The organism is Pseudomonas sp. GM25 (assembly GCF_000282255.1).
Lineage (GTDB): Bacteria > Pseudomonadota > Gammaproteobacteria > Pseudomonadales > Pseudomonadaceae > Aquipseudomonas > Aquipseudomonas aphyarum.
Genome location: NZ_AKJQ01000089.1, coordinates 1 through 20,877, shown reverse-complemented (window position 1 = coordinate 20,877; position 20,877 = coordinate 1). Strand labels below are relative to the sequence as shown.

The window sequence follows — 20,877 nt, the reverse complement described above, 5'->3', positions numbered from 1 at the left end:
ATCGTTCCCACGCTCCGCGTGGGAATGCAGCCCGGGACGCTCCGCGTCCCTTCCAGAGCTGGAACGCGGAGCGTCCCTTGAGGCATTCCCACGCAGAGCGTGGGAACGATCATCAGTGGAGAGGATTCACCAAGTTGGCGGGTTTTTCCCCAGTCAACGCCGCCAACAGATTCTCCACCGCACACCGCGCCATCGCTTCGCGCGTCTCATGGGTCGCCGAGCCCATGTGCGGCGTCGCCACCACATTGTTCAACTGCAACAACGGTGAGTCATGATTCAACGGCTCACGCTCAAACACATCCAGCCCCGCCGCGCGGATCCGGTTATGCCGCAAGGTGTCGATTAGCGCGGCTTCGTCTACGACCTTGCCTCGGGAAATGTTGATGAAGATGCTCTCCGGGCGCATCAACGCGAACTGCTCGGCGCCGATCAGGCCTTCAGTCTGCGCCGTCAGCGGCAACGTCAGACAGATGAAATCCGCCTGCCGCAACAGATCCTCCAGACTGCGGTACTGCGCATCGAAGCGTTCTTCCACCGCCGGTTTGCGCGACTGGCTGTGATAGATCACCGGCATCCCGAATCCGAAATGCCCACGCTGGGCCAGCGCCTCGCCGATGCGCCCCATGCCGATGATGCCCAGCGTCTTGCCGTGCACATCGGTACCGAAATGCGCCGGGCCGATGCTGCGATGCCAGTGACCGCCGCGCACCATGTTCGCCAGTTCCACCACGCGCCGGGCAGTGGCCAGGATCAGCGCGAAACCGGTGTCGGCGGTGGTTTCAGTGAGCACGTCCGGGGTGTTGGTCAGCATGACCTTGCGTCGGGTCAGGTAGTCAATGTCGTAGTTGTCGACGCCGACCGAGACGCTGGAAATCGCTTCAAGCTTCGGCGCCAGATCGAGCAGCGCCGCGTCCAGTTTCAGGCTTGCACCGAGCAACCCGTGGGCAAACGGCAGGGCGTCGCGAAGCTTCATCAGACCGTCGGCATCGAGGCTGTCGATCAGCGTCACGTCGACCTGTTCCTCAAGGCGCGCCATCAACGCCGGCGACAGTTTCTTGTACAGCACAACCTGCTTTTTCATCGCAGTCATCTCTCTATCAATTCAGGAATGGGCCGGCAGCGGGCGCGGTGCGACGCGCTTGGCCGTCAGCCGGTCGCTCGCGCCGGGCTTGAGAAAAATCGTCAGCACCACCGAGAGCATCAGCGCGCCGCTCATCAACAGATACGAAGCCCCGGGCGAACCGGTGGAGCTGTTCAGGTAACCGACCAGATACGAGCCGCCGAAAGAGCCGAGGGCGCCCATGCTGTTGATCAGCGCCATGGCGCCACCGGCGACGTTGGCCGGCAGAATCTCCGGCACGATGGCGAAGAACGGCCCGTACGGCGCGTACATGCAGGCGCCGGCAATTACCAGCAGCGTGTACGACCACCAGAAATGCTCCGCGCCCAGAGCGTAGGAGCCGTAGAACGCGACCGAGGCAATCAGCAGCGGCGGCCAGACGAAGCGTTTGCGCTTTTGCAGTTTGTCCGAGCCCCACGACACCAGCAGCATGCCGATTACCGCCGCCAGATACGGCAGGGCCGATAGCCAGCCGGCCTCGATCATGTCCATCTGCGCGCCGGCCTTGAGGATCGACGGCAGCCACAACACGAAGCCGTAGACGCCGATGCTCCAGCAGAAGAATTGCAGCGCCAGAATGATCACCTTCGGCGAACGGAAGGCTTCGGCGTAGTTCTTCACCGCTTTGATGCCGACCTGTTCGGCGGCGAGCGCGCTTTCCAGATCGTGCTTTTCCCGGTCGCTCAGCCACTTGGCCTGAGCCGGACGATCATCGGCCAGCTTCCACCAGATGAATGCCCAGAGCACCGCCGGCAAGCCTTCGATGATGAACATCCAGCGCCAGCTGAAATGCTGCACCAGATACCCCGAGACCACCGACATCCACAGCATCGTTACCGGGTTGCCGAGGATCAGGAAGGTGTTGGCCCGCGAGCGTTCGGCGCGGGTGAACCAGTGGCACAGGTACACCAGCATCGCCGGCATCACCGCCGCTTCGACCACACCGAGCATGAAGCGGATGACGATCAGCCAATAGGCGTTGGAGACCACGCCGGTCAGCGTGGCGAGCCCGCCCCAGAGGATCAGGCTGACGAAGATCAGCTTCTTGACGCTGTGCTTCTGCGCGTAGATCGCACCGGGCACCTGGAAGAAAAAGTAACCGAGGAAGAATAGCGCGCCGAGCAGCGAGGACAGGCCCGGGGTGATCATCAGGTCGGCGGCCATTCCGGACGCGGCGGCGAACCCGTAGTTGGCGCGATCCAGGTACGCCAGGCTGTAGGTGATGAACACGATCGGCATGATGTACCACCAGCGGCGGGTGGCGAGGGTTGTGGTTTTCATGGTCTTGCTCCTGAGCTTGTTGTTTTTGTCGCAGCAGGTTCAATGGTTTATTGCTTGATCGTTCCCACGCTCTGCGTGGGAATGCCTCCGGGGACGCTCCGCGTCCCATGTGACGCAGAGCGTCACGTGCTGCATTCCCACGCAGGAGCGTGGGAACGATCAGCGGTGAGTTCGGATCGGGTCGGCAAACCCTCCATGTCACCCCGGCTCTGCACCGCCCGGCTACCAATCCAGTTGGCGCGCCTGACGGCCTCGGGAAAACTCTGGTGCTCCAGCAGGGCGCTGATCATCCCCACCGCAAATCCATCCCCGGCACCCACCGTATCGACCACGGTTTCAACCGGCACCCCGGCGACAAAACCCTGATCCAGATGCGTGCGGTAATACGCACCCTGCGGCCCGAGCTTGATCGCCACGGCTTCGGCACCCTGATCGAGATAGAACGCAGCAATGTCCGCCGGATCCTCAAACCCGGTCAGCAATCGACCTTCGCTCAACCCCGGCAACACCCAGTGGGCGAGGGCGGCGAGGCGGTTGATCTCGCTGATCATCTCCCGCTCGCTGGCCCACAGGCTCGGACGCAGGTTCGGGTCGAACGACACGCTGCGCCCGGCGTTGCGCATGCGGGTCATCAGTTCATGGGACATTTCCCGGGCCGATGCGGACAGCGCCGGTGGAATGCCAGTGGCGTGCAGATGCCGGGCGCTTAAAAGCGTCGGGCTGATCGACTGCGGCGACAGATGACTGGCCGCCGAGCCGCGACGGAAGTACTCGACCGTCGGATCGCTGCCGTCATCGTTGCGCGACTTGAGTTGGAAACCGGTCGGGTGCGCGTTGTCGACTTCGACATGGCTGCAATCCAGACCTTCGCGGGCCAGGGTTTCAACGACAAATCGTCCCAGCGAATCAGCCCCGACACGGCTCAGCCACGCCACCTTGAAACCCAGCCGCGACAATCCGATGGCGACGTTGCTGTCCGCCCCGGCAATCCGTTTGTGAAACTGCTCGACGGTGGCCAGATCACCGCTCTGTTCGGCGACAAACATGGCCATGGTTTCGCCGAACGACAGAATATCGATCTCAGACATGAGCAGGCTCCAGGCGGGACTGGCCGAGGCGGGTGAGGGCGGCGACGTGTTCGGTGGTGAGTTGCACCAGGTCTTCACCCTGCAACGGGTATTCGGCGGCGCGCATGACCCCTTGGGCCATGTGCCGCAGCAGTTGTTCCCACAGATGCAGGTCAGTGGCGGCCGGCGGCACGGCCACCAGTTTGCCGTCGGCACGGCGGGCCACGGCTTTGCAATGCACGTAACCGACATGACGGCCCAACAGTCGAGCGGCACTGGTGGCGGACTGGTCTTGCCACTGCCAGTTGCCGATGTCGAAGGTCATTTTGATCGGCAGGTTGTGTTGCTCGACGGCGGCGAAAAAACGTTGAAACGGTTCGATGCGACCGCCGTGCAGGGTCTGGTCGTTCTCCACCAGCAGTTGCACCGGGCTTTGCGCAAGGATTTGCGCCAGCGTTTGCAGATCGTTGTTGTCGGTGAAAAAACCAAGGGAAACCTTCAGCCACCTCGAGCCGAACGCTTCGGCGTTTTGCAGCGCGGTGATGAGTTCCGGATTGGGCCGCGACTGACCGGCGAGCCACAGTTCGGTCGGCGAGGAATAGATGCTTTGCAGGCCTTGAGCTTGCGTGGCGGTGGAGAGTTGTTCCGGGACTTCGTTGGTCAGCAACTCTTCGCGCCATTCGATGCGATTGGCGCCCGCAGCGGCCAGCACCTCTATGAACGAAGCCTGACCACGACGGCGAACAAGGTCGGCACCGAAGCTGGAAAGGCTGATGGAAACGGCAGGTCTATTCATTGTTATCTACCTCTGAAACCGGTTTCATTTTTGTTCAAAAAAAATCATCAAGTTGTGCAGTGCTCTTTCGGGCCCCTTCGCGGCCATGTCAGTCACCACAAAATCCACGGGTCGAACCGCGCTCAATGAGCACCGGTGCAAAATCCAGCATCCGCGCCGCTTCATCATCTCCCCGCAAGCGCTTGAGCAAACACTCAAACGCCCGCGCACCAATCTCCTCTGTAGGCTGGGCGAGGGCGGTGATCCCGCTGCCCACCAACGGATACCAATCCAGATCATCCAGCGCGATCAGCCCGACATCCTCGAACAACCGGCAGCCAATCTCGCGCAGGGCCAGGGTGCAAGCCAGCGCCGCCACGCCATTGGCACAGAACAGGACCTTCGGGCCGTTATCAGGTGAGTTCAAAAAGGTTTGAAGATCGTTCGCAAGACTCGAGCCGGTTTCCAGCACCGCCCCACGCATGTCTTTGCGCTGGCCAATCTGCTGCTGAAAACTGCTGACCCGCTCGATCCGCGAACTGGTGCCGTCATAGGGTTCCGTCACCAGCAATACATCGCGGTAGCCGCGCTGCTGAAGGTGTTCAAGTGCAATTTCGATGGCTTGCGGGTTGTTCAGCCCGACCATGTCGCTGTCCAGCCCATCGACCTTGCGATCCACCAGCACCAGCGGCATTTCCCGCTTCAACTCATCCAGCTCATCCCGGTGATGGCCCAGGGTATTCACGATCAACCCTTCGATGTTGTACGAGCGCAGCAGCGCCAGGTGCTGGCGTTCCTGCTCGTCATCGCGGTCGGTGTTGCACACCACCAGGCTGTAGCCGTGCCGGCGGCAGGCGGTTTCCACCCCGTGCATCACGGCAATCGAATATGGGTTGCGGATATCGGCCACCAGCATGCCGATCAGGCGCGTGCGGCCACGCTTCAGGCCACGGGCCATTTGATTGGGACGGTAGCCGAGTTCGGTAATCGCCTGCTCGATGCGTTGGGCGATGGCATCGGAGAGCAGGGCGCGGTCATCGCCGATAAAGCGCGAGACGCTGGCCTTGGACACGCCAGCGTGTTCGGCGACGTCGAGCATGGTGACGCGGCTGCGCTGGGCGGCGGAGAAATCGTTCACGGTTGAGTCTTCTTATTGTCTGAAACCGGTTTCAGGAAACACCAGATTCTTTGGTTGCGTCAAGTGAAAAGCCTCCAGCAGGACGGTTCGAGAGGACCGTATCCGACAAGCGGTATCAATACCTGTCAGATCTGACAGTAGGCAGCGCAGGAGATCAGATGTTTACTTTTACCCAACGAACAGCTTTTTATTTTCATCAGATTCCAATCATCAATTTTGATGGCAGGTTATGAAAAATGTCGATACCGACAAATAAGACAACCACTTCCGCGGGAACAGTTAATTCAGCGGGAGGCGGCATTCTTGCCGACATTATAAAAGTTGACGGTGTAGACCCGAGTGATGTCGAAGGTAATCTCACACCTCCCGAATCTACAGGCGGGACTATTGCGAGAGTACCGAGATGGAAGGACTATTCGGCTGATCCAAAAAGGCCGGACAGGTTGCAAGTGTTTTTCGAACAGCTCGGAATTATAACGACGATTCACGACAAGCCTTATGTGCCAGTGAGTATTACTGAGATTCAGATACCGCTTACTGCTTTATTGTTGAGCAAAAGCGGAGTTGCCTGGTTGTATTATCTGGTCACTGACGCGGACGGTAACGACGATCCCGCGCCGCGGCGGAAACTGACAATCGATCACACGCAGATTCCAGTTCAGCCATTACCCGAAGTAAAGTTTCCTCACGCGACTCTCTGGGGGTACTGGAACTGTATTATTCTTCCCGCTCTCAGCGGGGGTGGGTGGATTGAAGTTTTGCCTCAAGTGATTGGCAGTCCCAAAGATTTTTATATATTGGAATGGAGAGGATGTAAAAGTCTCAACGGTGTAGGCGAAGTTAGCGAAACATTTGGTACTTTTGAGAGAGAGTTGAGTGCCGAGGATAATTCGAAAGGTTTCAGAATGCTCATACCGTACCAAAGGTTTATAAAGCCGTTAACGCCTGGTGTGGTCATTCAATCGGCGTTAGTGGTGGGTAAAATTTACAGTGGAGGGAAGTTGGTTGCGCAGTCCGAATCTGCGTTGGTAAAAATCGATACAACAATACCTGGATAGTTGTGCCGTCATAACGAGCACTTCGCTTGTTGTTTTTTCGGGTGGATGGTTCTTGCCGATTGAATGGAAAGGGTCTTCAGAAACACGTAACTCCCTGAAAGACTCTGGTCATTTTGGTAAGTGTTCTTGAGTAACAGCTTTTCTATTCTCATCATGGAGCGTGTGAAATGACTATCGAAGAAAAAATTCCTGCTGATACAAAAAGTGCGAAAAGTGCGAATGCAGGTGGCGGCGTCCTTTCTGATCCACCGGTTATTGCTAACCTCGCAGTGAATGGGCGAGTTAAAAAGGCTGATTTTGACAGAGGGACTGTCGACATCGAACTTTCTGGATTGAACAACTCGGCCAGTGGGACGGCAACACTTGAACGGGTTAATCCGGACGGCACGGTCACGCCTCTTGAGTCAAAAAACCTGGAGGGCGCCAACGTACCGTTGATGTATGCATTGAAAATAACCGACATTCCTGAACATACAGCGCCGGAAGATCCTACTCCTTATTTATTTCGGTTCGCGGTTTACGATGGCGACGGCAACGAGGACCATTCCACGGCTCCTACTACCGTGTTGGCCAGGTATCGTGGGCCATACGCAACGAAAACCCCTTTAGGCAGAGGCCTTGTCCCGGCGGTTGCGTATGTGAATGCGCCGGCCGATGGCATCCTGAATCAGGCTTGGTTTAACAACAATCCAGGAGGGCTCAGGTGCAAGCCAGTCACAACTTATCCTTTTAGTCATGCGGAAGATATTCATAACTTCTATTTGAATACGAGAGCTTTGCCCTCGAGTTCGCAAACTCCGATTTTTAGCGGGACGCTGAATGCGAGCGGAGAGTTTGTTTTAGGTAATGACGTCCTACGCGCACTGGGTAATGTATCACTTTATCAACTCACCAATATTGTTGACGTCGCCGGATTCAGGAGCGGCGATTCGATACCCAAAAAGGACCTTGCAATCCAGCAGCCACCGGCAGTTGTATTTTTCCCTCTTGAAGTTCCAGAAGCCGGTACCGATGGCACCACCGTGCTGACGCTGAAACACTTCAACCCTGTTGTAAATGGTGTAAGCAAAACCGTAAAGGTCAACCTGCCTCGGCCTACGAACGGTGCTGCGGGAGCAATTATTGAAGTCAAGCTGGAAAATGAAGTCCTTGGCAGTAAGCCTTTGGGCGCATCGGGAGGGCTGGAATTTGATATGACCTACGATGCATATGCTGCTGCGATTGGCACGTCAACTGTCGAGGTTGCCGCAAAACTTACCTACACCTACAAAGAGGGTTCTGCAGCTGCTCAGGATTCGAAACAGGTAACCACGGTATATTTGAACAATAAGCGGCCAGAGATAGGATTGATACCGGAGCCGGATCTTGATAGTGAGAACATTCCACCTGTTGAGGTTACCGGCGACACACGTACTCTAAATCACCTCGTTCCAGGTGACTTTGGGGAGCCGATTACATTTACGTTCCAAATGTGGGGAATGGACGTTGGTGGTCCACTGTCCGGTACTGCAACGGTGGGCTTCTATTACAACGACGAGTTCATGGGGGATACAACCATTGAGCCGACCGATATAAAGGTCTCAATAGATGTAGACTTCGCTAAAGTCTCTGTTCATGGCACTGGTATAAAACAAGCGTATTGCGACATTCGTTATCTGGATGTTGACGCTACTGTCAAACAGAAAACCCCGACCGATGTTACCTTCGAGGCTAATGAGGTCAAGCTGAAGGAGCACACGGCGAGGACTTTCAATACCGACAGAGTATGCAGTTGCCCTTCGTTCGACCTGGTTGGAGGCGAGCTTCTATGGCGTGTGGCCGTGCCACAAGGGCAAAGTTCGCTGCCGGCAGGTCAAAGCATCACGCTGCATGCCGTAGGTTATGACGACGTCGCAATGACTATACCAATCGGTACTCCTCACTCGGAGACGAAACCCGTTGTTGCCGGGGTGCAAACCATTTTTGATGTCAATTTCACTTATCTCAAGACATTGCAAGGTCCGATCGTGCCATTTCCAGGAACCCCCGACTTTAACTACGTATATGTATGGTACGAAACCACGATCGCCGGAACACTCTACAAATCACCGGAAGTCCTGCACAGGGTCAACGTGCGCAATACCAGTAGCAAGTTCTGCGATGGCAGCGAGTAAGTAACTACCGACCGTGCCTGGCTTACAGGGAGACTGTGAGCCAGGTAACGGTTTCACTTACGAGTTATGAAGGTATGTCCGGCTACAAAAGAGGACTTGTCCTACAGATGTATGTGGGGTTGGTCTGTAGTCTCCCGCCCCGCAAATCCTGCTTCAGCGGATATTCCGACAACTTCATGTAAGAGTTTTTTCCTATGCCAATGTCGTCATTGCGTTCCAGAACAATTGTCAAAGGATGCGCACTTTCGGCGCTCTCATCATTTGTGTTTCTCGCTGGGTCCGTACAGGCCGGTCCCGTTCCTGGCGGCACGACTCATACCATTGACAACACTTTACCCGCCGAAGACTGGACGTTGGATCCCGGCTCTACGCTCATTTCCAACGGTGCCCAGGCACTCGACGTGACCGCTCAGGGCGCGACATTCAACAATAACGGTGGGAGTGCGGGGCGCCTCGATGGAAGACTTAATTCAACGTTCAATCTAACCAACGCGTCCGTTGATCGTATCGGCGGTGGATTTGCGGTAATGGTCAGCGACAGCACTGCAAACTTCGACAACAGCACGGTCACCAGCGACGACATCGGCCTGCAACTGATCCGCAACAATTCGGGGCAGATCGGCTCCAGGGTTTTCCTCACGAACAACAGTTCTGTTGTCGCGCTCAACGGTGGCGCTCTGGCGACCGGGTTCAGCCAGATCAATCTTGCGAATTCATCCATCGAGGCCACCAGTTCGACGGCTTATGGCGTTCGCTTGAGTAATGCCGATCTCAATGCTGCCGGCAGTACGATTACCGGTGGATTGAACGGTTTACAAATCGGTCGTGAAATTGCCGGGGTCAGAACCTCCACAATAAAACTGGATAGCACCACGGTCGAAGGTAAAGCGGGTGCTGCCATCGTTGTCGGTTTTCAGGACCGGTCGGGAATCACTGCGAATATCGACGCTACCAACGGTACTCGACTGATCGGCGCCAATGGCACGATGGTGGAGGTCAACGATGGGGCCGCAGTCAATTTCAAAGCGGATCGCAGCGACCTCACGGGCAACTTTATTGTGGAGTCCGGCAGCTCGGCCACCGTTACCTTGCAAAATGCCTCGACGCTCAATGGTGATTTGCAGAATGTCGGCCAGGTAAGCCTCGACGCGAGCGCAATGACTGGTAACGTGTTGGCGGATAGCGCGAGTCCCGCTCTGGTGCAACTGACCAATGGTTCATCGCTCGAAGGTGATTTGCGCAATGTCGCTCGTTCGGTGCTCGACACCGGCAGTGTTCTGAACGGCAATGTACAAGCCGCTGCGGGAACCGCGGCCACTGTCAGCCTGAACAACGGCTCGGTTATCAACGGCAACGTCGACAATGTCGCCAGCCTCTCACTGAACAATGGCAGCACGCTGACCGGCAACGTCACTACCGATACTAATGGCAGCGTGCTGCTGGACAACGGTTCGGTACTCACCGGCCAGATCAACAACTCGGGCAATCTGACCATCAACAATGCTGCGCAATGGGTCATGACCGGTGACAGCACCGTGCAGCAACTGGGCATGAACAACGGTGTCGTGCAGATGGGTACCAACGAGCAGTTCCTCCATCTGAAAGTCGGCAATCTCTCGGGTAATGGCACCTTCGTGATGGGGACCGATCTGGGTAATGGCAATACTGATTTTATTGAGGCGGACAATGCCACCGGGCGTCACCAATTGTTGATCTCGGCTACGGGGACTACGCCGGTTACGGCAGATGCGGTGAAAGTCGGCAATATTGCCGCTGGCACCGCTGCTTTTACTCTGGCCAATAAAGACACGGTGGATGCCGGTACATTCGTTTACCGACTGAAGCAGGACGGGCAGGGCCTGTACCTCAACCCGGACAAGGAAACTGTCAGCACCTCGACTAACACCGCCCTGGCTTTGGCCGGCAGTGCCCGCAGTGTATTGAATGCGGAAATGAACATGCTCAGCGACCAGATCGGTGATCGTGGATTGAGCCTCCAACCCGACGCTTCGCTTCGCGCGGCCAGCGACAGTGACACCACTAAATTGAGCAACAGTGTCTGGGTGCGTACGAATGGCAACCAGTACCGCGTCAAGAATGCCTATGGCAATGGCTACAGTCAGAACACGAACGGCATCACCGGTGGTGCCGATACGACGGTGGACATTGCCGGCCGCGCCTGGGTTGTCGGTGGTTTCGTGGGCGCCAGCCGCACCAACATGGACCTCAAATACGGCTCCAGCGCGACGGTCGACAGTCTGAATGCCGGCGCCTACGGCAGCACCTACGATGTTGGAAGTGGTGTGTTCGTCAACGTCATGGTCAAGATCAACCAGTTCGACAACAAGGCCAAGGTCACCATGAGCGACGGCACGCGGGCCAAGGGCGGCTACAAGGCTTTGGGTGCCAGCGGTTCGGTGGCGGTGGGCAAGCATATTCGCCTGAAAGACGACTGGTTTGTCGAGCCGCAGATCCGGGTTTCCACCGGCGTGACTCAGAGCGACAGCTATCGGTTGGACAACGGCCTTGAGGTCGAAGCCGACACCATGCGTTCGCTTCAGGGCAATGTCGGAGTAAGGGGTGGTCGAGTCATTGCCCTTGAAAACGGCAGCCTGCTGGAACCGAGCCTGTCGCTGGGCGCCAACCATGAGTTTGTCAAAGCCAACCGGGTCAAGATCAACGACGACAGCTTAGATGATGATCGCGCCAGCAGTGGCGTTGGATATGGAGCGGGTCTGAAGTGGACACCGGCGCAACGCAACTGGCAGGTTTCCGGTCAGGTCGGTGGCAGCAAAGGTAATACCGTCAATCAGGACTGGAGTGGCAGCCTGCGAGTCAGTTACTTCTTCTGATGTGCTGAAACAACAAACGCCCCGTGCAGTAATGCCGGGGCGTTTTTTGTGCTCAGCCGAACAGCCCGGCGGCGATGTTGATCGAGAAACCCAGAATCGCGGTGTTGAACACAAACCCGATCAGCGACTGTGCCAGCACGATCTTGCGGATCTCCCGTGTCGCCACGCCGACATCCGCCGTTTGCACGGCCACGCCGATGGTGAACGAGAAGTACAGAAAGTCCCAGTAGTTGGGTGTCGTCAGGCCTTCGGCAAAGCGCAGCGCCGGTTCCTTGCCGTCCCAGGTGTAAAACAGCCGGGCGTAGTGCACGCTGAAGATCACCCCGATCAACAGCCATGAACCGATCACCGTCAGTGCGGTAAAACCGTAGTGCATCAGTTTGTGGTGGGTATCCAGGTCCTTGCTGCCGACAAGTTCCAGGGTGATGGCCGCCAGGCTGGCCAGCGCCGCAATACACACCACAAACAACACCAGCCCGGCGTTTTCATCTTCGACGACGGCGATCTGCTTGACGTCCGGCGCCTTGGCCCGGGCGGTGAGCCAGAGCATCAACGCCAGGTAGGTCCAGACCCCGGCATTCCAGCCGATGAGTATTTTACTGATGACGGAATCGGCGGGTACCAGAAGGCCGACGGCAAGGCCGAACAGGGCGGCGGCGGAGAGGCGAGGGTGTGTGCGGGCGAGGAAGCGCATGGGCGGCTCTTTGTTGACGGCGTCGAGCAAACCATAGCATGGGTGTGGGTTCTGGCAGGTGCTGTGAACTTGAGCGATGTCGGCCATGCTCGCCAGAGTGGTTTAAAGTCAAGAGCAGTCTTATGAAAGGTGAACGCCTTGATACACGCTTGAGGGCGGTAGCAAAGTGTCCAAGATTTATCGCATTCTGAATCTGTCACTTTTCAACAGACAGGATGCCATTGGATATCTCTGCGGTTATTCCGCCATCTGATATACCTGTGAAGCTGAGTGTCGCCTCGATCTTTCCCTCTGCAGTCTCTGGGTCGGGTAAGGAGGTGAGGGTTATCTGACCACTTTTTGGACGGAAGGGATCAATCCTGCCGTCAAGCATCACGAAAAGTGCCTGAACCTTGTCGGTGTCGGCTGCGAGGTTATAGGTTTTGTTCAGGACGACGCTTGTTGAAGCACGAACAGTGAGAACGTGGTGGTGTGGATCGGGCCTTGAGCCTACATCTTCGGTATGAACTACCCAGGATTTGCCAAGTTCTGGATGGTTCTGTTCCAGATTAAGGCTTGCGTTTGTCGACCGATACTCGAAGTTTTTGCCGTAGTCAGGGATTTCAACATGTGCGGAGGCAGAGCCGGTCGCATTATGTGTGCCGGCATTCAGGTATTCATGGTTTGAACCTGTATCTTGTATGCCAAACGTTCCTTTGCTGACCACGACCTGGTGACCCGTTGGAGCTTTAGCCGTGCAATCCAATGTGCCTTCTGCAACGTTTTTGTCTGGGTCAAAGCTGATCTTCAATAATCCTCTCTCTGCTACGTAAGGCGACAGTGTGGTCGTATCGTTGCTTATCACGTAGTGGACACGCACCTCAGGATTGCTTGCACTCAAGTCGTAGGTTTTGTTTTCGATTTTTTCGTAGGAATTAAGATATATAACGATTCTTCTATAGGTATAAAGCTGATCCTCTACAGACATTCGAGAACTGATAGTCGGAGTGTCAGTACCTGAAATAAAAAATCTGTCGGCAGAAAATTTCTCGGCGTATGGGTCGTCTGTTTGAGCAGTGAAATAGCTCGCTAGACTGGTTTTTTGAATGTTCATTGACGGCTCCTGTTCGTGAGTGAATCAGGAGCCAATCTAGGGCTTTTTAGTTTCTGAAGAACCTGTCAACTTTGACAGGTATAAAACCGTATTTCCTTATAGCGAATGTTCAACTCTTTCCTGTCCAGCGACGTACGGCTTTCACCACCACCACAAAAAATACCGGCACAAAAATCACCGCCAACGTCGCGGTAATCATCCCGCCAATCACCCCGGTACCAATCGCCTGCTGGCTCGCCGAACTCGCACCCGTGGCAATCGCCAGCGGCACCACGCCCAGAATGAACGCCAGCGAAGTCATGACAATCGGCCGCAACCGCAGGCGCGCCGCCTGCAACGTGGCGTCAATCAGGTCGTGACCTTCGTCATAAAGACTCTTGGCAAACTCGATGATTAGGATCGCGTTCTTCGCCGACAGGCCGATGATGGTGATCAGCCCGACCTTGAAGAACACGTCGTTGGGCATCCCGCGCAAAGTCACCGCCAGCACCGCGCCGAGTACGCCCAGCGGAACAACCAGCAACACCGATGTTGGAATCGACCAGCTCTCGTACAACGCCGCTAGACACAGAAACACGATCAGCAGCGACAGGCCGAGCAGAATCGGCGCCTGGCTGCCGGACAAACGTTCCTGCAACGACAGACCGGTCCATTCCTGGCCCAGACCTTTCGGCCCTTGTGCTACGAGCCGTTCGATTTCCGCCATGGCTTCACCAGTGCTGTGACCGGGTTTCGGTTCGCCGGAAATCGAGATCGCCGGGTAGCCGTTGTAACGGGTCAGTTGCGCCGGGCCCTGAGTCCATGTGGCTCGGACGAACGCCGACAGCGGCACCATTTTCCCGGCATCGTTGCGCACATGCATTTTCAGCAGGTCATCGACCTGACTGCGGCGGTCACCTTCAGCCTGCACGACAACGCGTTGCATCCGCCCCTGATTAGGGAAGTCGTTGACGTACGAAGAACCGATGGCAGTGGACAGCACGTTGCCGACGTCGGCGAACGAAACCCCCAGGGCATTGGCCTGCTTGCGATCCACTTCCAGCTGCACTTGCGGTGCTTCGGCCAGCGCGCTTTCACGCACGTTCATCAGGATCGGGCTTTTCTCGGCGGCGGCGAGCAACTGGGTGCGCGCTTCCATCAGGGTCGCATGACCGAGGCCGCCGCGATCCTGCAAGCGGAACTCGAAACCGCTGGACGTTCCGAGGCCGTCCACCGGCGGCGGCAGCACAGCGAAGGCCACGGCGTCCTTGATCTGGCTCAGGGCGATGTTGGCGCGGTCGGCAATCGAACTTGCCGAGTCGTCGCTGCCACGCTGCGACCAGTCCTTGAGCGTGGTAAACGCCAATGCGGCGTTCTGCCCGCTGCCGGAGAAGCTGAAGCCGAGAATCACAGTGCTGTCGCCCACGCCCGGCTCGCCGGCGTTGTGCGCTTCGATCTGCTCGACCACCTGCACCGTGCGGTTCTTGCTCGCGCCGGGAGGCAGTTGAATGTCGGTGATGGTGTAACCCTGATCCTCAACCGGCAGGAACGAGGAGGGCAGGCGCGCGAAGCACAGGCCCAGACCCACCAGCAATACAACGTAGATCAGCAGATAACGACCGGTGCGTTTCAGCGCGTAGCCAACCCAGCCCTGATAACGATCAGTCAGTTGCTCGAAGCGGCGGTTGAACCAGCCGAAGAATCCGGTTTTCTCGTGGTGCTCGCCCTTGGCGATCGGCTTGAGCAAGGTTGCGCACAATGCCGGAGTCAAGGTTAGCGCGAGGAACGCAGAGAACAGGATCGAGGTGGCCATCGACAGCGAGAACTGCCGGTAAATGACGCCCACCGAACCCTGCATGAACGCCATCGGAATGAACACCGCCACCAGCACCAGGGTAATGCCGATGATCGCCCCGGTGATCTGGGTCATCGCCTTGCGCGTCGCCTCTTTCGGTGACAGGCCTTCGGTGGCCATGATCCGTTCGACGTTTTCCACCACCACGATGGCGTCGTCCACCAGAATGCCGATGGCCAGCACCATGCCGAACATGGTCAGCACGTTGATCGAGAAGCCCAGCGCGAGCATGGTCGCGAAGGTGCCCATCAACGCCACGGGCACCACCAGCGTCGGAATCAGGGTGTAGCGGATGTTCTGCAGGAACAGGAACATCACCGCAAACACCAGCAACATCGCCTCGCCGAGGGTGTAGACCACTTTGGTGATCGATACCTTCACGAACGGCGAGGTGTCGTAGGGAATCTTGTATTCCACGCCGGCCGGGAAATAGCGCGACAGTTCATCCATCTTCGCCCGGATCAAGGTCGCGGTGCTGAGGGCGTTGGCGCCCGGCGACAGTTGCACGCCGACGGCGGTGGACGGCTTGCCGTTCAGACGCGTGCCGAACTGGTATTCCTGACTGCCGATTTCGACCCGCGCCACGTCCTTGATGCGCACGGTGGAGCCGTCCGGATTGGCCTTGAGCACGATGTCGGCAAATTCTTCCGGCGTCGACAGTTGTCCCTTGACCAGAATCGTCGCGGTGATTTCCTGGGTGCTCGGGTTCGGCAGATCGCCGATGCTGCCCGCCGACACCTGAGCGTTTTGCGCGACGATGGCGGCGTTGACGTCGGCCGGCGTCAGGTTGAAACCGATCAGCTTCTGCGGATCGACCCAGATCCGCATCGCCCGTTCGGCGCCATACAGCTGGGCCTTGCCGACGCCGTCGATGCGCTTGATCTCGTTCATCACGTTACGCGCCAGATAATCGCTGAGCGCTACGTCATCAAGCTTGCCGTCGCTGGAGGTCAGAGTGATCAGCAACAGGAAACCGGCGGAGACTTTCTCCACCTGCAAGCCTTGCTGGTTGACCGCTTGCGGCAGGCGCGACTCGACCACTTTGAGACGGTTTTGCACGTCAACCTGCGCCAGTTCCGGGTTGGTACCCGGCTGGAAAGTGGCCTTGATCGTGGCGCTGCCGAGGCTGCTCTGCGACTCGAAATACAGCAGGTGATCGGCGCCGTTGAGCTCTTCCTCGATCAGGCTGACCACGCTTTCGTCGACGGTCTGCGCCGAGGCGCCCGGGTACACGGCATAGATTTCGATCTGCGGCGGCGCGACGTCGGGGTATTGCGCCACCGGCAATTGCGGGATGGCCAGCGCACCGGCCAACAGGATGAACAGCGCGACGACCCAGGCGAACACCGGGCGGTCGATAAAGAACTGCGGCATAGAAGAGCGTCCTGCTTACTGACCAGAGGTCTGGGCAAGTGGAAGAGGGGTGTCGTCGATCTGCACCACTTCGCCCGGACGGGCGTGTTGCAGGCCTTCGATGACAATGCGGTCGCCGGCCTTCAGGCCTCCGGTGACGATCCAGCGGTCGTTCTGCACCGTGCCGAGCTGAACCGGCTGCTGGGCGACGCGCATCTGATCGTCGACGGTCAGGACCTGCGCCACACCGGCGCTGTCGCGCTGCACCGCGCGTTGCGGCACGGTCAGGCCGTGCTGGATCACGCCTTGTTCAAGGCGTACACGAACGTAGCTACCCGGCAACAGATCGAGATCCGGGTTGGGAAACTCGCTGCGCAGAATGATCTGCCCGGTGCCCGGATCGACCGTGATGTCGCTGAACAGCAACTTGCCCGGTAACGGATAGAGGCTGCCATCGTCCTGAATCAGCGTGGCCTTGATCTGATCCTGGCCGACCTGCTGCAACTGGCCGGAACGGAAAGCCCGGCGCAATTCGTTGAGTTCGCGGGTCGACTGGGTCAGGTCGGCATGGATCGGGTTCAACTGCTGGATCAGCGCCATGGGCGTGGTTTCGTTCTGGCCGACCAGCGCGCCTTCAGTCACCAGCGCGCGACCGATGCGCCCGGAAATCGGCGCAGTGACGGTGGCGTAACCAAGGTTCAGTTTCGCGCGCTCGACGGCAGCCTTGTTGGCGGCCACGTCGGCGGCAGTCTGCCGGGCGTTGGCGCGGGCGTTGTCGTAGTCCTGAGCGCTGATGGCCTTGTCGTCGATCAACTGGGCGTAGCGCTGTTCCTGCAGCTTTGCCTGGAACGCGTTGGCTTCGGCCTTGCGCAGGGCGGCTTCGGCGCTATCGAGGTCAGCCTTGAATGGCGCCGGGTCGATGCGGAACAGCACGTCGCCCTTTTTCACGTCGCTGCCTTCGCGGTAGGTGCGTTGCAGCACGACGCCGGCAACCCGGGCGCGGACTTCGGCGATGCGCGGCGCGGCAATCCGCCCGCTGAGTTCGCTGCTGATCGACAGGGGGCGCGCCTCAAGGGTTTCGATCCGCACGGTGGCCGGCGGCGCCTGTTCCTCGGCGTTCGAGGATTTATCACAGGCACTCAGCGTCAGCGCCAATGCGATCAGGCCGAGCCCGGCCAGCAGATTCTTCGACATGTACAACCCCCAATATTGATCTGCGCATCCTACGGACAGTCGCCGAGGGTAGCGGTGAAGCTTTGTAGGCGCTGTGTGAAATTGTGTAAGGGTTTTGCTCAGGGACGAGTGAGGGCGTATATCCTTTACGCCTTGATATTTATTGCGACAGATAAGCCGCCTTCGCGGGCAAGCCCGCTCCCACAGGTCCGGTGTGAAAACAGATGTTGTGAACACCAACAATCACTGTGGGAGCGGGCTTGCCCGCGAAGAGGCCCTGCCAGTCGCCACCGCCTGTTCTGGATCACCTAAATGCCCAACATTCTTCTGGTCGAAGACGACACCGCCCTCGCCGAACTGATCTCCAGTTACCTCGAACGCAACGGTTACTCCGTCAGCGTGATCGGCCGTGGCGACCATGTGCGCGAGCGGGCGCGGCTCAATCCGCCGGATCTGGTGATTCTTGACCTGATGCTGCCGGGCCTCGACGGTTTGCAGGTCTGTCGCCTGTTGCGCGCCGATTCGGCAACGCTGCCGATCCTGATGCTCACCGCCCGCGATGACAGCCACGATCAGGTGCTGGGCCTGGAAATGGGCGCCGACGATTACGTTACCAAACCCTGTGAGCCGCGCGTCCTGCTGGCGCGGGTCCGTACTTTATTGCGCCGCAGCAGCCTCGGCGAGCCGATGACCGCCAACGACCGGATCCTGATGGGCAACCTGTGCATCGACCTGTCGGAGCGCACGGTGACCTGGCGCGAGCAACCGGTGGAACTGTCCAGCGGCGAATACAACCTGCTGGTGGTGCTGGCCCGTCACGCTGGTGAAGTGCTGAGCCGCGATCAGATCCTGCAACGCCTGCGCGGCATCGAGTTCAACGGCACCGACCGCTCGGTGGACGTGGCGATTTCCAAGCTGCGACGCAAGTTCGACGACCACGCCGGCGAGGCGCGCAAGATCAAGACCGTGTGGGGCAAGGGTTATCTGTTCAGCCGTTCCGAGTGGGAATGCTGATTCGATGTTCAGAATCCTGTTTCGCCTCTATCTGGTGACGATCGTTTCCTACAGCGCGGCGATCTATCTGGTGCCGGATCTGGTGGTGATGGCGTTCAAGCAGCGATTCGTCACCTACAACCTCGACTATTCCCGGGGCCTGCAATCGCTGATCACCAAGCAGTTTCGCGCGGTGCCGCAGGATCAGTGGCCGGCGCTCGCGGCATCGATGGACAAGGATTTTCAGCCGCTGCACATCGTGCTCGCCCGTATCGATGACGCCGGGTTCACCGACATCGAGAAAGAACGTCTGCGGCGCGGCGAAAACATGGTGCGAGTGGGCGACTGGGGCTGGCGCACGCTGGCGGTCACGCCGCTGAACGACGAAATGGCGGTGCAGATGGTGGTGCCGCCGGATCCGATGGACGTGAACCTGTTGTACTGGAGCATCAACGTGCTGATCGGCGCGAGTCTGCTGGCGTGCCTGTTGCTCTGGTTTCGCCCGCACTGGCGTGATCTGGAACGCCTCAAAGGCACGGCCGAGCGTTTCGGCAAGGGCCATTTGAGCGAGCGCACGCAGATTGGCCCGAACTCCAACATCGGCAGTCTGGCCAATGTGTTCGACACCATGGCCGGCGATATCGAAAACCTGCTCAACCAGCAGCGTGACCTGCTCAACGCCGTGTCCCATGAACTGCGCACGCCGCTGACTCGCCTGGACTTCGGCCTCGCGCTGGCGCTGTCCGATGACCTGCCGCAAGCCAGCCGCGAACGCCTGCAAGGGCTGGTCGCGCACATTCGTGAACTGGATGAACTGGTGCTGGAGTTGCTGTCCTACAGCCGCCTGCAGAATCCGGCGAAGTTGCCGGAGCAGGTCGAAGTGTCGCTGGACGAGTTCATCGACAGCATTCTGGGCAGCGTCGACGAAGAACTGGAATCCCCGGAAATCGTCATCGATGTGCTGCTGCACAATCAGCTGGAACGCTTCTCCCTCGACCCGCGCCTGACGGCCCGGGCGATTCAGAACTTGTTGCGCAACGCCATGCGCTACTGCGAAAAACGCATTCAGATCGGCGTGCAGGTCTGCCCGAAGGGCTGTGAGATCTGGGTGGATGACGACGGGATCGGCATTCCAGAAGATGAGCGGGAGCGGATTTTCGAGCCGTTCTATCGACTGGATCGCAGTCGCGATCGGGCGACCGGCGGGTTTGGCCTGGGGCTGGCGATCAGCCGTCGTGCGCTGGAAGCGCAGGGCGGGACGTTGACGGTGGAGGGTTCGCCGTTGGGTGGGGCGCGGTTCAGGCTCTGGCTGCCAACCCCCGTTTAGCGCCCCTGATCGTTGATGATCGTTCCCACGCTCGGCGTGGGAATGCATACCGTGACGCTCCGCGTCACAGTGGACGCAGAGCGTCCATGGCGGCGTTCCCACGCGGAGCGTGGGAACGATCAGTGCTCTGGGTGGAAATTAGAGGATCTCAGTGGACTGGATCAATCCAACCCCGGCCACTTGCATCCGCTCGATCGCCGTCGCCAGCGAGCCATTCAAATCAATCGCCCGGCACGCATCCAGCACCACAAACGCATTGAACCCCGCCGCCCGCGCGTCCAGCGCGGAGAACATCACGCAGAAATCCAGCGCAAGACCGACCATGTACACCGTGTCGATCCCGCGTTCCTTCAGATAACCCGCCAGACCCGTGGTCGTGACGCGATCCGCTTCCAGAAACGCCGAATAGCTGTCGATGTCCGGGTTGCAGCCCTTGCGGATGATCAATTGCGCGTGGGGCAGATCAAGCCCCGAATGAAACTCGGCGCCGCGTGAACCCTGAATGCAATGATCCGGCCACAGCGTCTGCTCGCCATACGGCAGTTGAATCACGTCATAAGGCTGGCGGCCGGGATGGCTGGAGGCAAACGAAGCGTGGCCAGCCGGATGCCAGTCCTGGGCAATGACCACTTGCTTGAACTGCCCGGCGAGCCGGTTGATCAGCGGCACGATCAGGTCACCTTCGGGCACGGCCAACTGGCCGCCGGGAATGAAGTCGTTCTGCACGTCGATGACCAGCAGGGCTGTGCGTGGCGAAATCGGCATAAATCCATCCTTCTTGGAAAATCACCCGGGCAGCATAGTGACAAAATTCTTTAAACGTTCAGCCGGGTTTTAAACAATTTCGCCATGTCTTCCAGCTCGGAAGCCGGGTGATGGCCGATCAGCATCCAGGCGTGTTCGCGTTCGGTCCAGTAAACCACGTTCATCCCGTGTCGGCGCTCATGGGCCAGCGGCTGGGGGCCA

Annotated in this window: 15 protein-coding genes and 1 pseudogene; 5 read left to right on the top strand and 11 right to left on the bottom strand. The window is 58.4% G+C overall.

Annotation, left to right across the window (positions count from 1 at the left end):
• Positions 1-112 precede the first annotated feature (112 nt).
• The 5 genes from PMI24_RS28520 to PMI24_RS28500 form a co-directional block, all read right to left on the bottom strand.
• On the bottom strand, positions 113-1,081 hold the full coding sequence (locus PMI24_RS28520) for a 2-hydroxyacid dehydrogenase (RefSeq protein WP_007960422.1): 969 nt from the start codon (positions 1,079-1,081) through the stop codon (positions 113-115).
• 21 nt (positions 1,082-1,102) lie between these two features.
• Positions 1,103-2,401: an MFS transporter gene (locus tag PMI24_RS28515; RefSeq protein ID WP_007960420.1), complete on the bottom strand. Its 1,299-nt coding sequence runs from the start codon at positions 2,399-2,401 to the stop codon at positions 1,103-1,105.
• A gap of 122 nt (positions 2,402-2,523) precedes the next feature.
• Complete coding sequence (locus tag PMI24_RS28510; RefSeq protein ID WP_007960418.1) at positions 2,524-3,489, bottom strand: sugar kinase; 966 nt, start codon at positions 3,487-3,489, stop codon at positions 2,524-2,526.
• Positions 3,482-4,264 (bottom strand): sugar phosphate isomerase/epimerase family protein, encoded by a 783-nt coding sequence (locus tag PMI24_RS28505; RefSeq protein ID WP_007960416.1) that lies wholly within the window; start codon positions 4,262-4,264, stop codon positions 3,482-3,484. The genes PMI24_RS28510 and PMI24_RS28505 overlap by 8 nt, the downstream gene beginning before the upstream one ends.
• A gap of 88 nt (positions 4,265-4,352) precedes the next feature.
• Positions 4,353-5,381, bottom strand: a complete 1,029-nt coding sequence (locus PMI24_RS28500; RefSeq protein WP_007960413.1) for a LacI family DNA-binding transcriptional regulator — start codon at positions 5,379-5,381, stop codon at positions 4,353-4,355.
• Positions 5,382-5,617: 236 nt separating this feature from the next.
• Here PMI24_RS28500 and PMI24_RS28495 point away from each other — a divergent pair, with 236 nt between their 5' ends.
• The 3 genes from PMI24_RS28495 (at position 5,618) to PMI24_RS28485 (ending at position 11,444) form a co-directional block, all read left to right on the top strand.
• Positions 5,618-6,439 carry a hypothetical protein gene (locus PMI24_RS28495; protein WP_007960411.1) on the top strand — a complete coding sequence of 274 codons (822 nt, stop codon included), beginning with the start codon at positions 5,618-5,620 and terminating at the stop codon, positions 6,437-6,439.
• 167 nt (positions 6,440-6,606) lie between these two features.
• Positions 6,607-8,592, top strand: a complete 1,986-nt coding sequence (locus PMI24_RS28490) for a hypothetical protein (RefSeq protein WP_007960405.1) — start codon at positions 6,607-6,609, stop codon at positions 8,590-8,592.
• 194 nt (positions 8,593-8,786) lie between these two features.
• Positions 8,787-11,444, top strand: coding sequence for an autotransporter outer membrane beta-barrel domain-containing protein (locus PMI24_RS28485; protein WP_052026257.1), 2,658 nt, complete (start codon positions 8,787-8,789; stop codon positions 11,442-11,444).
• Between the two features lie 52 nt (positions 11,445-11,496).
• On the opposite strand, the gene PMI24_RS28480 is transcribed toward PMI24_RS28485, so the two are convergent.
• The 4 genes from PMI24_RS28480 to PMI24_RS28465 all read right to left on the bottom strand — a co-directional run bounded on the left by PMI24_RS28480 (position 11,497) and on the right by PMI24_RS28465 (position 17,612).
• Positions 11,497-12,138, bottom strand: a complete 642-nt coding sequence (locus PMI24_RS28480; RefSeq protein WP_045121925.1) for a DUF1345 domain-containing protein — start codon at positions 12,136-12,138, stop codon at positions 11,497-11,499.
• Positions 12,139-12,334: 196 nt separating this feature from the next.
• Positions 12,335-13,231 carry a hypothetical protein gene (locus PMI24_RS28475; RefSeq protein ID WP_007960394.1) on the bottom strand — a complete coding sequence of 299 codons (897 nt, stop codon included), beginning with the start codon at positions 13,229-13,231 and terminating at the stop codon, positions 12,335-12,337.
• Between the two features lie 109 nt (positions 13,232-13,340).
• Positions 13,341-16,439 carry an efflux RND transporter permease subunit gene (locus PMI24_RS28470; protein ID WP_007960393.1) on the bottom strand — a complete coding sequence of 1,033 codons (3,099 nt, stop codon included), beginning with the start codon at positions 16,437-16,439 and terminating at the stop codon, positions 13,341-13,343.
• 15 nt (positions 16,440-16,454) lie between these two features.
• Positions 16,455-17,612: an efflux RND transporter periplasmic adaptor subunit gene (locus PMI24_RS28465; RefSeq protein WP_007960392.1), complete on the bottom strand. Its 1,158-nt coding sequence runs from the start codon at positions 17,610-17,612 to the stop codon at positions 16,455-16,457.
• Between the two features lie 291 nt (positions 17,613-17,903).
• On the opposite strand from PMI24_RS28465, the gene PMI24_RS28460 reads away from it, so the two are divergent.
• A complete protein-coding gene (locus PMI24_RS28460; RefSeq protein WP_007960391.1) occupies positions 17,904-18,605 on the top strand; it encodes a response regulator transcription factor in 702 nt (233 codons plus the stop codon).
• 4 nt (positions 18,606-18,609) lie between these two features.
• Positions 18,610-19,911 carry an ATP-binding protein gene (locus PMI24_RS28455; protein ID WP_007960390.1) on the top strand — a complete coding sequence of 434 codons (1,302 nt, stop codon included), beginning with the start codon at positions 18,610-18,612 and terminating at the stop codon, positions 19,909-19,911.
• A gap of 138 nt (positions 19,912-20,049) precedes the next feature.
• Here the strand turns inward: PMI24_RS28455 and pncA are convergent, their stop codons facing one another.
• Complete coding sequence (gene pncA / locus PMI24_RS28450) at positions 20,050-20,676, bottom strand: bifunctional nicotinamidase/pyrazinamidase (RefSeq protein WP_007960389.1); 627 nt, start codon at positions 20,674-20,676, stop codon at positions 20,050-20,052.
• Between the two features lie 50 nt (positions 20,677-20,726).
• Positions 20,727-20,877, bottom strand: a pseudogene (locus PMI24_RS28445) (transcriptional regulator); the annotation flags it as partial.